The organism is Amycolatopsis alba DSM 44262 (assembly GCF_000384215.1).
Taxonomy (GTDB): Bacteria; Actinomycetota; Actinomycetes; order Mycobacteriales; family Pseudonocardiaceae; genus Amycolatopsis; species Amycolatopsis alba.
In genome coordinates this window covers 2,982,577-2,996,207 of the sequence record NZ_KB913032.1, presented here as the reverse complement: position 1 = coordinate 2,996,207, position 13,631 = coordinate 2,982,577, and the positions used below count along the sequence as shown (strand labels likewise).

The 13,631-nt window shown below is 68.1% G+C and carries 13 protein-coding genes; 10 read left to right on the top strand and 3 right to left on the bottom strand.

Annotation, left to right across the window (positions count from 1 at the left end; genetic code table 11):
- The gene (locus tag AMYAL_RS0114070; RefSeq protein ID WP_020631949.1) at nt 1-798 is read left to right on the top strand and encodes a 2-keto-4-pentenoate hydratase; all 798 of its coding nucleotides are present in this window, start codon (nt 1-3) and stop codon (nt 796-798) included.
- Nucleotides 795-1,553 (top strand): 2-keto-4-pentenoate hydratase, encoded by a 759-nt coding sequence (locus tag AMYAL_RS0114065; protein WP_020631948.1) that lies wholly within the window; start codon nt 795-797, stop codon nt 1,551-1,553. Before AMYAL_RS0114070 ends, AMYAL_RS0114065 begins: the two co-directional genes overlap by 4 nt.
- 35 nt (nt 1,554-1,588) lie before the next feature.
- Here AMYAL_RS0114065 and AMYAL_RS0114060 read toward each other — a convergent pair whose 3' ends face one another.
- Nucleotides 1,589-3,490: an ABC transporter ATP-binding protein gene (locus AMYAL_RS0114060; RefSeq protein ID WP_020631947.1), complete on the bottom strand. Its 1,902-nt coding sequence runs from the start codon at nt 3,488-3,490 to the stop codon at nt 1,589-1,591.
- Between the two features lie 486 nt (nt 3,491-3,976).
- On the opposite strand from AMYAL_RS0114060, the gene AMYAL_RS0114055 reads away from it, so the two are divergent.
- The gene (locus AMYAL_RS0114055; protein WP_026467056.1) at nt 3,977-4,399 is read left to right on the top strand and encodes a hypothetical protein; all 423 of its coding nucleotides are present in this window, start codon (nt 3,977-3,979) and stop codon (nt 4,397-4,399) included.
- On the opposite strand, the gene AMYAL_RS0114050 is transcribed toward AMYAL_RS0114055, so the two are convergent.
- Nucleotides 4,396-4,848, bottom strand: a complete 453-nt coding sequence (locus AMYAL_RS0114050; RefSeq protein WP_020631945.1) for a cupin domain-containing protein — start codon at nt 4,846-4,848, stop codon at nt 4,396-4,398. The two genes, AMYAL_RS0114055 and AMYAL_RS0114050, sit on opposite strands and share 4 nt — an antisense overlap.
- 60 nt (nt 4,849-4,908) lie before the next feature.
- Between AMYAL_RS0114050 and AMYAL_RS0114045 the strand changes: the two genes are divergently transcribed.
- The 4 genes from AMYAL_RS0114045 to AMYAL_RS0114030 are packed head-to-tail and all read left to right on the top strand — an operon-like array spanning nt 4,909 to nt 10,149.
- Nucleotides 4,909-5,469, top strand: coding sequence for a TetR/AcrR family transcriptional regulator (locus AMYAL_RS0114045; RefSeq protein WP_039793968.1), 561 nt, complete (start codon nt 4,909-4,911; stop codon nt 5,467-5,469).
- A gap of 32 nt (nt 5,470-5,501) precedes the next feature.
- On the top strand, nt 5,502-7,094 hold the full coding sequence (gene boxC / locus AMYAL_RS0114040) for a 2,3-epoxybenzoyl-CoA dihydrolase (protein ID WP_026467055.1): 1,593 nt from the start codon (nt 5,502-5,504) through the stop codon (nt 7,092-7,094).
- A gap of 7 nt (nt 7,095-7,101) precedes the next feature.
- Entirely contained in the window at nt 7,102-8,523 is a 1,422-nt protein-coding gene (gene boxB, locus AMYAL_RS0114035) for a benzoyl-CoA 2,3-epoxidase subunit BoxB (RefSeq protein ID WP_020631942.1), read from the top strand.
- 18 nt (nt 8,524-8,541) lie between these two features.
- The gene (locus AMYAL_RS0114030; protein WP_020631941.1) at nt 8,542-10,149 is read left to right on the top strand and encodes a benzoate-CoA ligase family protein; all 1,608 of its coding nucleotides are present in this window, start codon (nt 8,542-8,544) and stop codon (nt 10,147-10,149) included.
- 169 nt (nt 10,150-10,318) lie between these two features.
- Here the strand turns inward: AMYAL_RS0114030 and AMYAL_RS0114025 are convergent, their stop codons facing one another.
- A complete protein-coding gene (locus AMYAL_RS0114025; protein WP_026467054.1) occupies nt 10,319-10,780 on the bottom strand; it encodes a MarR family winged helix-turn-helix transcriptional regulator in 462 nt (153 codons plus the stop codon).
- 98 nt (nt 10,781-10,878) lie between these two features.
- Between AMYAL_RS0114025 and AMYAL_RS0114020 the strand changes: the two genes are divergently transcribed.
- The 3 genes from AMYAL_RS0114020 to AMYAL_RS0114010 are packed head-to-tail and all read left to right on the top strand — an operon-like array spanning nt 10,879 to nt 13,625.
- A complete protein-coding gene (locus AMYAL_RS0114020) occupies nt 10,879-11,838 on the top strand; it encodes a ring-cleaving dioxygenase (RefSeq protein ID WP_020631939.1) in 960 nt (319 codons plus the stop codon).
- Nucleotides 11,835-12,443 (top strand): alpha/beta hydrolase, encoded by a 609-nt coding sequence (locus AMYAL_RS0114015; RefSeq protein ID WP_020631938.1) that lies wholly within the window; start codon nt 11,835-11,837, stop codon nt 12,441-12,443. The genes AMYAL_RS0114020 and AMYAL_RS0114015 overlap by 4 nt, the downstream gene beginning before the upstream one ends.
- A 33-nt stretch (nt 12,444-12,476) precedes the next feature.
- Complete coding sequence (locus AMYAL_RS0114010) at nt 12,477-13,625, top strand: dipeptidase (protein ID WP_020631937.1); 1,149 nt, start codon at nt 12,477-12,479, stop codon at nt 13,623-13,625.
- Nucleotides 13,626-13,631 lie beyond the last annotated feature (6 nt).

Genomic DNA, 13,631 nt, shown 5'->3' with positions numbered 1-13,631 from the left:
ATGGACGCCAGCATGCTGCAGGAGGCCGCGGCCGCGCTGCTCAGCGCGTACGAGACAGGTAAACCGATCGCGCCCCTGATCGAGACGTATCCCGCCGCGACCCTGGAGGACGCGTACCGCATCCAGCAGCGGGTCGTCCGCCACTGGGCCGAGCGCGGCGACGGCGTGCGCGGGCACAAGGTCGGCCTCGCCTCCGCCGCCATGCAACGGCAGATGGGCGTCGACCAGCCCGACTACGGCCATCTGACCGCTTCGATGTTCCACCTCGAACACCAGCCGATCCCGATCGGAAGTTTCCTGCAGCCGAAGATCGAACCGGAGATCGGGTTCGTGCTCGGCTCGCGGCTGCGCGGCCCAGGGGTCACCGTGGCGGACGCGCTGCGGGCGGTGGAGTTCGTCGTCCCGGCGCTGGAGATCGTCGACTCCCGGATCCAGGACTGGAAGATCAGCATCGTCGACACCATCGCGGACAACGCGTCGTCGGGCGGTGTCGTCCTCGGCAGCAGGCCGACCGCGATCGGCGACATCGACCTGCGGCTGGTCGGCTGTGTCCTGCACCAGAACGGCCAGATCGCGGCGACCGGTGCCGGTGGCGCGGTACTGGGCTCGCCGGTGAACGCGCTGGTCTGGCTCGCGAACACGGTCGGCCCGCTCGGTGTCGCGCTCGAACCGGGACATGTCGTGCTGCCGGGTTCGATGACACGCGCGATCCCGGTGAGCCCTGGCGACACCATCGTCGCGACCATGGCGGGGCTCGGCAGTGTCACCGCGAAGTTCTCCGGGGAGGAGCGACCGTGAGCCTCGATGTGCGGGAGGCGGCGGAAGCGCTGCTGTCCGGGGAAGAACGCGATCCGCTGACGGATTCGTGGCCCGCTTTGGACGTCGAAACCGCGTATGAGATCCAGGCCGAGGCGTTGCGGCTCAGGCAGGCGCGCGGCGAGACCGTCGTCGGTGTGAAGCTGGGCATGACCTCGCGGGCGATGCAGCGGAGCATGGGGGTCGACTCGCCGTTGCTCGCGTGGCTGACCGACGCGATGGTCTTGCCCGCCGGTGTCCCGGTGCCGTCGTTGATCCACCCGCGCGCGGAACCCGAGCTGGTTTTCGTGCTGGGCGAACGACTCGCGGGCCCCGGCGTGACGGCGGCGACCGCGATGGCGGCGGTGGACCGGGTCCACGGTGGCATCGAGATCATCGACAGCCGGTATCGCGACTACCGCTGCGAACTGCCGGACGCCGTGGCGGACAACGGTTTCTCCGCGTACTTCACACTGGGCCCCGTCGGCGTCGAACCGTCTGCAGTGGACCTTTCGCTGGAGGCCGCGCTGCTGGAGGTCGACGGTTCCATCGTCGACACCGCCACCGGAGCGGCGGTGCTGGGGCATCCGGCGGAAGCGCTGGCGCTGGCGGCCAACGCGCTCGGCGCCCGCGGGCTCGCGCTGGAGCCGGGCTGGATCGTGCTCACCGGCGGGATGACCGACGCCGTCGACGTACGCCCCGGTTCACGGGTGGCGGCGCACTTCTCGCATCTGGGCTCGATCACGCTCGCCGGGTGACCTCGGCGATCGTCTCAGGCGTTCCGGCGGTGTGACTACTCACCGCGATACGCACGAGCCTGGATCTCGTAAAGCTCGTGGTAGAGGCCTCCTTCCTCGATGAGTTCGGCGTGCGTGCCCTGTTCGATCAGCCGTCCTTTCTCCAGTACCAGGATCCGGTCCGCGGAACGGATGTTGGCGAGCCGGTGGGTCACCAGGATCGTCGTGCGCCTGCCCGCCCCGGAAACGCTCGCGTGCCGCAGCCCGGCGAAGACCCTCGCCTCGGCCTTCGCGTCGAGCGCGGCCGTCGGTTCGTCGGCGACCAGGACGGCGGCGTCGCGGTAGATCCCGCGGGCGATGCCCATCCGCTGCCATTGCCCGCCCGAGAGGTCCTGCCCGTCCTCGAACTTCTTGGACAGCACCGTTTTCTCCTTGGCAGGCAGGGATTCGATCACCTCGTCGGCGCCGGACGAGGTGATCGCGTCGAGCCAGGCGGCGCGGTCCGGATCCACCCGGCCGAGCCTGCCGACGGTCACGTTGTGCTCCGCGGTCATCGGCCATTCGGCGGGATCCTGGGCGATCACGGCGATGTTCGCGTGCACCGATTCGTGGTCGGCGCCCGCCAGATCGACGCCGTCCCAGTACACCTTTCCTTCCGAGGGCGGGTACAGCCCGGTGAGCAGCTTGCCCAGCGTGGTCTTGCCCGAACCGTTCTCGCCGACGAGGGCGATCACCTCGCCGCGCCGGATGGTCAGCGAAACCTCGCGCAACGCGGGGGTTTCCTGCCCTGGATAGGTGAAAGTGACGTTCTCCAGCCGGATCTCCGCCGGATCCGGCGGGGCGGCGATCCCGTCTTTCAGCGGGCCGCGTTTCCCGGATTCCACGAGCAGCTTGTGGAAGAAGGCGATGTAGAACGACTCCTCGTACAGGGAGTTCACCGCGTGCATCGTGATGGACAGCGAGTTCGACGCCGTCCGCATGGCGAGCGCCGCCGTCCCGGCGAGGGCGAGTTCCATCTGCCCGCCGTACAACAGGAAACCGAGCACCAGGTACGCGATCGCGGTGCCCGCCCCGGCCGCCGCCCGTCCGGTGAGCCGGACCAGGTTGCTGCGGTGCGCGAGCCGGACCTCTTCGCGCATCAGGCTTTCGGTGATCCGCCGGTACTCGCCGAGCAACGGCTCCTGCAGGGTGAGCGCGTGCCGTTCGAGGGCGAATTCGCGCCACGTCGCCACCTCCTCGACGATCCCCTTCCGGATGTGCCTGCCGACGGTGTCGAGATAGTGCCGGTAGTTCAGGCGCGCGACCTTGGCCGCCGCCCAGCCGTCGGCCGCCGCGGCGAGCAGCAGCACCGGCGCGAGCCACGGGTTGAGCAGGCCCGCCGCCACCAGCGCGGCGATCAAGGAGATCAGCGCCGACGTCAGATCCGCCAGCCAGCGCAGGCTCATCTCGATCGAGCGGACCCCGTATCGCGCGCCCTGCCTGGCCAGTTCCCGGAAATCGGCGTCCTCGAAGGCCAGCAGCCGGACCCGGACCATCGCGGCGGTGACCTCGTCGCCCGCCGAGGTCACGACCCGCGGCCGGAGCGCGCCCTCGACCGCGGCCACCGCCGTGTCGAGGAGCGCGCGCAAGGCGTACGTGCCGACGACGATCATCAGTGCCGGCAACGATTCCAGCACCCTTTCCGGTGTCGGCCCGCTCTCCAGCAGCGCGAGGAACACGTTCGCCGTGGCCAGCAGGCCGAACGCCGTGACACAACCGGAAAGGAGGTGGACGACGCCGGCGAGCAGGGTCAGCCGCGGCGACGTTCGCCAGGCCAGCCGCAGCACGATGACCACGGCGGACGGGAGCGTGCGGATGGCCGCGGTCATCCCCGCGCCTGCCACGGTCTCGTCGACCGCGGCCCATTCGGGCATCTTCAGGTTCTCGACCCCGATCAGGGGCACGGTCGCTTCGGGCACTCCTCCTTCTCTACGCGCCCCCACCGACATTTCCGAGAGCCGAACGCATGCCTTCGCTCGCCTTCGTCGCCTGGGTGGTGTCCGTGAAGACCAGTATTTGCTTACCCGTTGGTGCGGTTGGTGGTCGGGTGTGGAGGATTTGGGACGTTCAACGTCCTGAATCTTCCCCCGTCAGGTTGTCTGCCACAGGCATGGCGGGCGCGACCTTGATCAACGGAGGATCGGGGACGGTGAGTGTCCCGGATCTTCCGTTGATCAAGGTCTGTGACCGGAATGCGCCCGCGCAACTACCACCCTCGCGCAGGTCAGGCACAGGTGAACGAATACCGGGCCTCCTTGAGGTCCATCCATGCCCCCGCCGCCACCCTCAACGGAGACGCTGCGCGCCACTGCGTGGATCAAGTCCCTCAAGGAGGCCTTCACGGACTTGCCCACCATGGGTTACGCTCTCGCTAGAGCGATCTATCAAATCGCAAGGGGGCGAACATGGAAGCTCTTCGGAGCAGGGGGCTCACCGCGTTGCGGCTGATCCTGGCCTTCACCCTGCTGTCCACCACGTTGCACTACGCGCACAACGTGATCAGGGCGGCGGACTATCCGCAGATCGAGGGGATCCCGGTCGGCGTCGCGGCCACCCTGGTCGCCATCGTGTACTTCGTCCTGACCGCGATCGGCCTGCTCGGCTACCGCGACTACCGGCGCGGACGCTACTGGCGCGCGCTCGCGTTCCTGACGGTCTTCTCGCTGTCGGGGCTGGCGAGCCTCGGGCACTTCATGGTCGGCGTCCCGCGGATCCCGGCGTTCTGGTTCGCCACGATCTTCACCGACGGGGCGTCCGCGCTGCTGCTGTGGGGTTTCGTGATCTGGGCGTCGGCGAAGCTCAACCGGGTGGCCACTGTCCCCGCCTAGCCGTAGGTGATGTGGTGGGGCGCGGCGACCCGGTTGATCTTCACCGGATCGATCGAGCCCTCGGTGAAGACGGCCGGTCCCGCCTCGAACAGGTCCTCCAGGTAGTGCTCCCAGCCGCCGGGGGAGGAGATCTGGAGGACGCGGGGAGGCTCGGAGACGCGGCGCAGAGCGTGCGGGACACCGCGCGGCAGCAGGACGAACGTGCCCTTCGTCGCGATGTGGCTCTCGTCGTCGAAGTCGATCCCGAGTTCGCCTTCGAGGACGTAGATGCACTCGTCGGCCTCGTGGTGCACGTGCCGCGGGATGTCCACGGCGACGGTGACTTCGAGGAGCGAGAACCTCGTCTCGGTGTCCTCGGTCATCGCTTTGACGCTGAACGCGCGCGGCAGCGGGACCCGGCCGGGCCGGGCCTCACCGGGTTCGAGCAGGAGGAAACGGTCCTTCGACATGCTATGCTGCCCTTCAAGCGGAAGCGGATTCCGTTTCCACTTAATCGCGAGGGAGGCAGGTTGTCAACCAAGCCGCGCGCGGACGCGGAACGCAATCGGGCACGGGTGGTGGAGGCCGCGCGCACGTTGTTCGCCGAACGCGGGGACGAGGTGCAGATGCCGGAGATCGCCCGCGCGGCAGGCGTCGGCGTGGGGACCGTGTACCGCCATTTCCCGGATCGTCAGGCGTTGGTCGAGGCGGCCGCGGAGCGCCGGTTCGCGGAGATCGAGGAGTACGCCAGGGCGAACTGCTTCGGCGAGGGGTCTGGTCTGGAGCGCTATTTCCGGTATGTCGGCGAGCTGCTGTCGAGCGACCGCGGCCTCACCGCCGCCATCGACTCGGCTCGGGGGCGGCCAGGAAGTGAGCCTCGCGGCGCCGCTCGCGAGGGTCTCGAAACCGTCGTCGCCGAGGTCATCACCCACGACCAGGCCGCGGGTCTTCTGCGTTCGGACTGCACCGTCGCCGACGTCTACCTGCTGGTCGGCGCCCTTTCCGGGGTCATCCGCACCGGTTCCGACTGGGTGCGCTTCCTCGACCTGACGCTTTCCGCACTCCGTGACCAACTTTCTACAGAACATTGACGTTAATCAGTGCAATGTAGACAATCGGAAGGGTGACGCGGACCACATCGGTGACGTTCGAACGTCATCCCGGCGGCTACCGGCACTGGAAACTGTCCACCGACGGCGACGTCGCGTGGCTCGAACTCGATGTCGACGCCGACGGGGGTCTCGTACCGGGTTACGAGCTCAAACTCAACTCGTACGACCTCGGCGTCGACATCGAGTTGTACGACGCGACGCAGCGGCTGCGGTTCGAGCATCCCGAAGTCCGCGTGGTCATCGTGACCAGCGCGAAGGACAACGTCTTCTGCGCGGGCGCGAACATCCGCATGCTGGCGTCGTCTTCGCACGAGTGGAAGGTGAACTTCTGCAAGTTCACCAACGAGACCCGCAACGCGATGGAGGACGCCACCGCGCACTCCGGGCAGCTGTACGTCGCCGCGATCAACGGCACGTGCGCCGGCGGTGGCTACGAAATCGCGCTCGCCTGCGAAAAGATCCTGCTGGTCGACGACAACTCCTCGACCGTCGCGCTGCCGGAGGTCCCGCTCCTCGGCGTCCTCCCCGGCACCGGCGGGCTCACCAGGGTGGTCGACAAACGGGGCGTGCGGCGGGACCTCGCCGACGTCTTCGCCACCCGCCCCGACGGGGTCAAGGGGCGGACCGCCGTCGACTGGCGGCTCGTCGACGAACTCGTGCCGCGGCAGGGGTTCCGCGAAGCCGTGCTGGCCAGGGCGCGGGAACTCGCGCGGACGAGTGAGCGGCTCGACGGCGACGGCGTCGAGCTGACGCCACTCATCCATCGCTACGTCGACATTTCGCTGAGCCCGGCCGAAGCGACCATCACCGTCAAGGGGCCTGAAGACGACGACGGCTGGCTACTGGACGTCACCCGCGAGCTGGACGACGCGATCCTCCGCCTGCGTACCAACGAACCCGGAATCGGCACGTGGGTGCTTCGCACCGAGGGCGACCCCGCGAAGGTACTCGACCACGAACGTGCCGTTTTCGCCGCGAAAGACTGTCTGAGCAACGAAATCGTCCATTACTACAAGCGGACGCTGAAGCGCCTGGACGTCACCAGCCGCAGCTTGATCGCCCTCGTCGAGCCCGGCTGCTGTTTCGCCGGGCTCCTGCTGGAACTCGCGCTCGCCGCGGACCGGCAGTACATCTTGGACGGTCCCCCGATCGACGACGAAGACAGTGAAGAGCGCGCGTCGATCACGTTGTCCGAAGCCAACTTCGGCCGCTTCCCGATGGGCAACGGCCTGACCCGCCTCGAGTCCCGCTTCTTCGGCGATCCGGACCACGTCACGAGGCTGGCGGAGGAACGCGGAAAGCCGCTGAGCCCGGCCGAGGTGCACGAGCTCGGCCTGGTCACCGACGCGCCGGACGACCTCGATTGGGCGGACGAGATCCGGATCGCGCTGGAAGGACGGGCTTCGCTCAGCCCGGACGCCTTGACCGGAATGGAGGCGAACCACCGGTTCGTCGGCCCCGAAACGACGGAAAGCAAGATCTTCGGCAGGCTCACCGCCTGGCAGAACTGGATCTTCACTCGTCCGAACGCATCCGGTCCCGAGGGCGCGTTGCGTCGCTACGGTACTGGTCAGAAGGCCGTCTTCGACAGGAAGCGGGTTTGAAAGAGCCATGCCCACCAAGATCGATTACGACGCCAAGATCCCCAACAACGTCGATCTCTCCGGGGACCGGCGGCTGCAACGGGCGCTGGAGGGCTGGCAGCCGAAGTTCCTGGACTGGTGGGGCGAAATGGGCCCCACGCTGCGGACCCAGGGTGTCTACCTGCGCACCGCGATCAGTGTCGGCAGGGACGGCTGGGCGCATTTCGACCACGTCAACGTGCCCGACTACCGCTGGGGGATCTTCCTCGCGGAGCGGGATCCGGACCGGATCATCACGTTCGGCGAGCATCAGGGCGAACCGGCCTGGCAGCAGGTTCCCGGCGAGTACCGCGCGGACCTGCAGCGGCTGATCGTCATCCAGGGCGACACCGAACCCGCGTCGGTCGAGCAGCAGAAACTGCTGGGGCTCACCGCGCCGAGCCTCTACGACCTGCGGAATCTCTTCCAGGTCAACGTCGAAGAAGGCCGTCACCTGTGGGCGATGGTGTATCTGCTGCACGCCTACTTCGGCCGGGAAGGGCGCGACGAGGCGGAAGGTCTCCTGCTCCGGAATTCCGGAAGCCCGGACGCCCCGCGCATCCTCGGCGCCTTCAATGAGGAGACCGCGGATTGGCTCGCGTTCTACATGTTCACCTATTTCACCGATCGCGATGGCAAATATCAGCTCGGCACCCTCAAGGAAAGCGGCTTCGACCCGCTTTCCCGCACGTGTGAATTCATGCTCAAGGAAGAGGCGCACCACATGTTCGTCGGCACCACCGGGGTCGACCGGGTGGTCACCCGCAGTGCCGAACTGATCCGCGAGCACGACTCCTTCGACATCGCCGGGCACGGCGGGATCCCGCTGGAAATCATCCAGCGTTACCTCAACTTCCACTACACCGTCTCACTCGACCTGTTCGGCAGCGAGACCTCGACCAACGCGGCGAACTACTACACCGCCGGGCTGAAAGGCCGCTGGCAGGAGACCCGCCGCAAGGACGATCACAAGCTGACCGACGCCGCCGGGGCACTGTCCAGGCCGAGGGCGGACGGTACCTGGGAGACCGAGGAACTGCAGGCGATCCTGCTGCTGAACCTCGATCTGCGGGAGGAGTACCGCGCCGACTGCCAGACCGGGGTCAACCGCTGGAACAAGATCCTCGACGAGGCCGGTATCGACTTCCGATTCGTCCTCCCGCACCCTGGATTCAACCGCGAAGTCGGCATAAACTCCGGCCACCATGTGACGCCCGACGGCACGGTTGTCGACGAGCGGACCTGGCTGGCCGGCAAACGCAAGTGGCTGCCCACTCCCGAAGACCTGACCTTTGTCCGATCGCTGATGCACCCGGTGTACGAGCGAGGAAAGATCGCGAGCTGGGTGGCGCCGCCACGCCAGGGCATCAATGGGAAACCGTTCGATTACGAATACGTTTACCTGAGCTGAGCCGATAGAAGGTGCCCTGTGACCGCTTCCGCTACCGGGTTCAACGCGGCGAACTACCTGCTCGACAGGCATCTGGCGGAAGGCCGCGGGGCGAAGGACGCTGTCGTGTCCCCGAGGCGAAGTCTCACGTACGCGGGGCTCGCGGCCGAAAGCCGCCGGGTCGCGGCGGGGCTGAAGGCGATCGGCGTCCGGCCCGAGGAACGGGTCCTGTTCTGCATGGTCGACGACGTCGAGCTGCTCACCGGGATCCTCGGCGCGATGCTGGCCGGAGCGGTCGCGGTGCCGGTGTCCACCATGGTCACCGGGCTGGACCTCGGCAAGGTACTCGCCGATTCGCGGGCGAGGGTGCTGTGCGTTTCCGGCGAGTTCGCCGCGCAGGCGACGATCGCGCTGGGGCTGGCGCCGGAGGTCACCGACGTCGTGCTGGACAGGGCCAAGGCGGCCGAACTCCCGCCGGGAGTGCGCGCGCATCAGTGGGCCGATCTGTCCACAGTGGATGACGACGGTTTCGAACCGGCGCCGACCTGGGAGGATTCGCCCGCGCTCTGGCTGTACACCTCGGGGACGACGGGCAAGCCGAAGGGCGCGATGCACCGGCACGCGGGCATCCGCGCGGTCTGCGAGACGTACGCGCGCGGCGTGCTGGACGTCGGACCGAACGATCGTTTCCTTTCCGTTCCGAAACTGTTCTTCGCCTACGGCTTGGGGAATTCGGCGTTCTTCCCGCTCGCGTCCGGCGGGACGGCGCTGCTGGAACCGGCGAGGCCGACCCCCGGACTGATCGCCGCCAGGGCCCGTGCGGAGCGGCCGACACTGTTCTTCGCCGTCCCGACCTTCTACGCGGCGCTGCTCGCCAGTGACATCCCCGACGACACGTTCGCCTCGGTGCGCCAAGCGGTTTCGGCGGGCGAACCGCTGCCCGCCGTGCTGTACGAACGGTTTCGCGACCGGTTCGGCGTCGAGATCCTCGACGGGATCGGTTCGACGGAGGCGTTGCACATCTTCCTGTCCAACCGGCCGCGTCAGGTGCGTCCCGGCAGCACCGGCGTCCCGGTGCCCGGTTACGAGGTCGCGCTGCGCGACGAGCACGGCGGACCCGTGCCGGACGGTCAGCCCGGCGAGCTGTTCGTCGCCGGGCCGTCGATCGCGACCGGGTATTGGGCGCGGTACGAGACGACGAAGCAGGTCTTCCAGGGCGAATGGCTGCGGACGGGCGACAGTTTCGTGCGGAACCCCGACGGAAGCTACACCTGCCTCGGGCGCTTCAACGACATGCTGAAACCGGGCGGGATCTGGGTTTCGCCCGCCGAGGTCGAGGACAGGCTGCTCCAGCATCCGGCGATCGCCGAGGTCGCGGTCGTGGCCGCCTTCGACGCCGACGGCATCGAGAAACCGGTCGCCTGCGTGGTCGGCGTGCCCGGTCACCGGCTGGACGCGGACGAGCTGATCGAGTTCTGCCGGGCCGGGCTGGCGTCGTTCAAACGGCCGCGGGGCATCGTCGAGCTGGGCGAACTGCCGAAGACGGCGACCGGGAAGATTCGGCGCAACGTCATCCGGGACCTGGTGCGGGACATGTACGAGGTCCGGGCCTACCAGCCTGACCCTGCCTCCCCCTTACCCGGCTGACGTCCACCCGATCACGCGTGTCGTCCCTCCAAGCACGCGAGTTCGCCGTCTGATCACGCGAGATCGCCGATACCGCACGCCGAGCCGATGTGACCGGATGGCCGACTCGCGTGATCAGACGGACGACACGCGTGATTGAACGGCGAACTCGCGTGATTGAAGGCGGAACTCAGGAGCCGTTGACCGTCCGCAGTGTCCGCATCGCTTCGGCGAGGCCGGAAGCGTCGTCACCCAGCGGGGCCAGGACGATGCGCCGCAGGATCTCCGCGCACGCCTCCCGCGCCTGTTGCGCGACGTCGAGGCCGTGTTCGGTGAGCGCCGCGAACGTGACGCGCCGGTCGTCCGGGCTGGGCACGCGGCAGATCAGGTCGGAGGCGACCAGCCGGTCCGCGACCTTGGTGAACCCGCCGCTGGACAGTGCCGCCTCGACGGCCAGCCGGGTCATCGGCATCCGGTGCTCTGGTGAGCGTACGAGCCGGATCAGGATGTCGAACGACGCCGGCGCCAGGCCGAACCGTTCGGCGATCTCGCCCATCAGCTTGTTCTGCGTGGCCAGGTAGCCCTCGATCACCAGGCCCCACCATGTGACCACTTCGTCGTCGTTCGGTTCCTCCGATTTCACCACTGTCACGCGAGCGAGGGTACACCAAGAACTCTTCCAGGAATATATCTTGCGCGCGAGATGTTTCCGAGCTAGCTTTCTCTCATCGGCTCCAGAGGAGGGGCACCATGTCGATCAAGACTTCGGGCCTGCACCACGTCACCGCCATCGGTGGCGATCCCCAGCGCAACGTGGACTTCTACACCAGGGCCCTCGGCCTGCGGCTGGTGAAGGCCACCGTCAACTTCGACGATCCCGGCACGTACCACTTGTACTACGGCGACGAGGCGGGCAAACCCGGCTCGCTGATGACGTTCTTCCCGTGGAAGGACGCGCCGAAGGGCCGTCACGGCACCGGCCAGGCGACCACGACGTCGTTCTCCGTCCCGGAGGCCTCGCTCGGCTGGTGGAAGCGGCACCTCGCCGAAAACCGCGTCGAGACCAGCCAGATCCGCAACTCCGACGGTGAGGAGACGCTTTCCTTCGCCGACCCGGACGGGTTGAAGCTCGCCCTCGTCGCCCATCCGCAGGGCGACCCGCGCGACCCGTGGGACACGAAGCTCGTCCCCGCCGAGCACGCCATCCGCGGGCTGCACTCCGTCACGCTTTCGGTGTCCAAAGAGGACGCGACCGCCGGGATGCTGACCGACGGGCTCGGCCTGACCTTCGTGAGCCAGGAGGCGAATCGCCTGCGGTTCTCCGCCGGTGAAGGCGGCCCCGGCGCGCTCGTCGACGTCCTCGTCACCCCCGAAGCCCCGCGCGGGCTGGTGGCGTCAGGCACCGTGCACCACGTCGCCTGGCGAGCGCCGGACGAGGCGACCCAGGCCGAGTGGCGCGACGAGCTGATCGACGACGGCGTGAACGTGACGTCCATTTTGGACCGCCAGTACTTCCGCTCGATCTACTTCCGCGAGCCGGGCGGCACCCTGCTCGAGGTCGCGACCGACGAACCGGGCTTCGCGATCGACGAGCCGCTGCTCGAACTCGGCCGCGCGCTGAAGCTGCCGCCGTGGCTGGAGCCCCAGCGCGAGGACATCGAGCAGATGCTGCCGAAGCTGGACCTCCCGAGCGAGAACAACCCGCGATGACCGCGTTGGACCACAAGTACGTCGAAGGGTCGCCGGACGAGCCGGTGCTGCTGCTCCTGCACGGCACCGGCGGCGGACCGGACGATCTCGTGCCGATCGCGCGTCAGCTGAGCCCGGCCTCCGCGCTGCTCGCGCCCGCCGGGCCGGTGTCGGAACACGGTGCGGCGCGCTGGTTCCGGCGGCTGGCGGAGGGCGTCTTCGATCACGAGGACGTCGTCTTCCGTGCGAACCAGCTGGCCGATTTCGTGGTCGCCTCGCGGGCGGAGTATGGCCTCGGGGACCGGCGGCTGGTCGCCGTCGGGTTCTCCAACGGCGCCAACATCGCCGCCGCGGTGACCCTGCTCCGCCCGGACGCCGTCCGGGAAGCCGCGCTGTTCGCGGCGATGTCTCCCCTTCCGTCGCCGCCGCGGACCGATCTGTCCGGCACGCGGGTCTTCCTGTCGAACGGCGAACAAGATCCGATGGCGCCGCTGGCTTCGGCCGAAACGCTCGTCCGTGACCTGCGCGAACGCTCGGCGGACGTCGTCGCCCACCGCCATCCCGGCGGGCACCAGGTGACCGGCAACGGTTTGGTAGCGGCCGCGGGCTGGCTCAACGGGGAGTGATGAGAGCAAAGCACGCGAACGTAAAATCGTCGGATGACTAACGGGGACCTCGTCCGGGCCCAGGCCCTGCTCGACCGGGTGCTGCTCGCGGACGGGCACAACGATCTGCCATGGGAGCTGCGGGTCACGACCGGGCCGGACCCGGTCGAGGCCGTGGCCGGTACGGATCTCACGGTCCGCCAGCCGCATCTGCACACCGACTTCCCGAAGCTCGCCGAAGGCAGGCTCGGGATGCAGTTCTGGTCCGTCTACGTGCCTTGCCAGTTCGAGGGGCACAGCGCGGTGACGGCGGTGCTCGAACAGATCGAGATCGTGCACCAGATGGCCGAGCGCTACCCCGATCGCCTGGCGCTCGTGGACACCGCGGACGAGGCCGAGGCCGCCTTCCGTGACGGCAAGATCGCGTCGCTGCTGGGGGCCGAAGGCGGCCACAGCATCGCCGAATCCCTTGGCGTGCTGAGGATCCTGCGCCGCCTCGGCGTCCGCTACATGACGCTGACGCACAACTACAACACCACCTGGGCCGACTCCGGCACCGACGAACCCGCGCACAACGGGCTCACCGATTTCGGCCGCGACGTCGTCCGTGAGATGAACAAGATCGGCATGCTGGTCGACCTCTCGCATGTCGCGCCGAGCACGATGCGCGACGCGCTGGAGGTCAGCTCCGCGCCGGTGATCTTCAGCCACTCCTCGTGCGTCGCGGTCAACGACCACGCGCGCAACATCCCCGACGACGTCCTGGAAACCCTGGCGGCCAAGGACGGCGTCGCGATGGTGACGTTCGTGCCGGGCTTCATCTCGCCCAAGGTCGCCGAGTGGGACGACCGGCTGCGCCTCGACATGGAAGCCGCCGGCCGGGACTACCGGAACATCGACCAGCGCACGAAGTTCACCGCGGAGCGCGGCGGCCCCGAGAAGCCGAAGGCCTCCATCGACGACGTCGTCGCGCACATCGAGCACGCGCGCGAAGTGGCCGGTGTCGACCACATCGGTCTCGGCGGGGACTACGACGGAGTCGCGACGCTGCCCGAAGGCCTCGAAGACGTTTCGAAGTATCCGGTGCTGTTCGCCGCGCTCCTGGAACGCGGCTGGAGCGAGGAGGATTGCGCGAAGCTGGCCGGTAAGAACACCTTGCGCGTGCTGCGCGCGGCGGACGAGGTCACCCGTTCGGACGCTTGAGGGCGC

Bases quoted from the DNA above. Each gene is read 5' to 3' on its own strand.
- AMYAL_RS0114070 (WP_020631949.1), top strand. From the start codon at position 1: ATGGACGCCAGCATGCTGCAGGAGGCCGCGGCCGCGCTGCTCAGCGCG.
- AMYAL_RS0114055 (WP_026467056.1), top strand. From the start codon at position 3,977: ATGGAAGCTCTTCGGAGCAGGGGGCTCACCGCGTTGCGGCTGATCCTG.
- AMYAL_RS0114050 (WP_020631945.1), bottom strand. From the start codon at position 4,848: ATGTCGAAGGACCGTTTCCTCCTGCTCGAACCCGGTGAGGCCCGGCCC.
- boxB (WP_020631942.1), top strand. From the start codon at position 7,102: ATGCCCACCAAGATCGATTACGACGCCAAGATCCCCAACAACGTCGAT.
- AMYAL_RS0114020 (WP_020631939.1), top strand. From the start codon at position 10,879: ATGTCGATCAAGACTTCGGGCCTGCACCACGTCACCGCCATCGGTGGC.
- AMYAL_RS0114015 (WP_020631938.1), top strand. From the start codon at position 11,835: ATGACCGCGTTGGACCACAAGTACGTCGAAGGGTCGCCGGACGAGCCG.
- AMYAL_RS0114010 (WP_020631937.1), top strand. From the start codon at position 12,477: ATGACTAACGGGGACCTCGTCCGGGCCCAGGCCCTGCTCGACCGGGTG.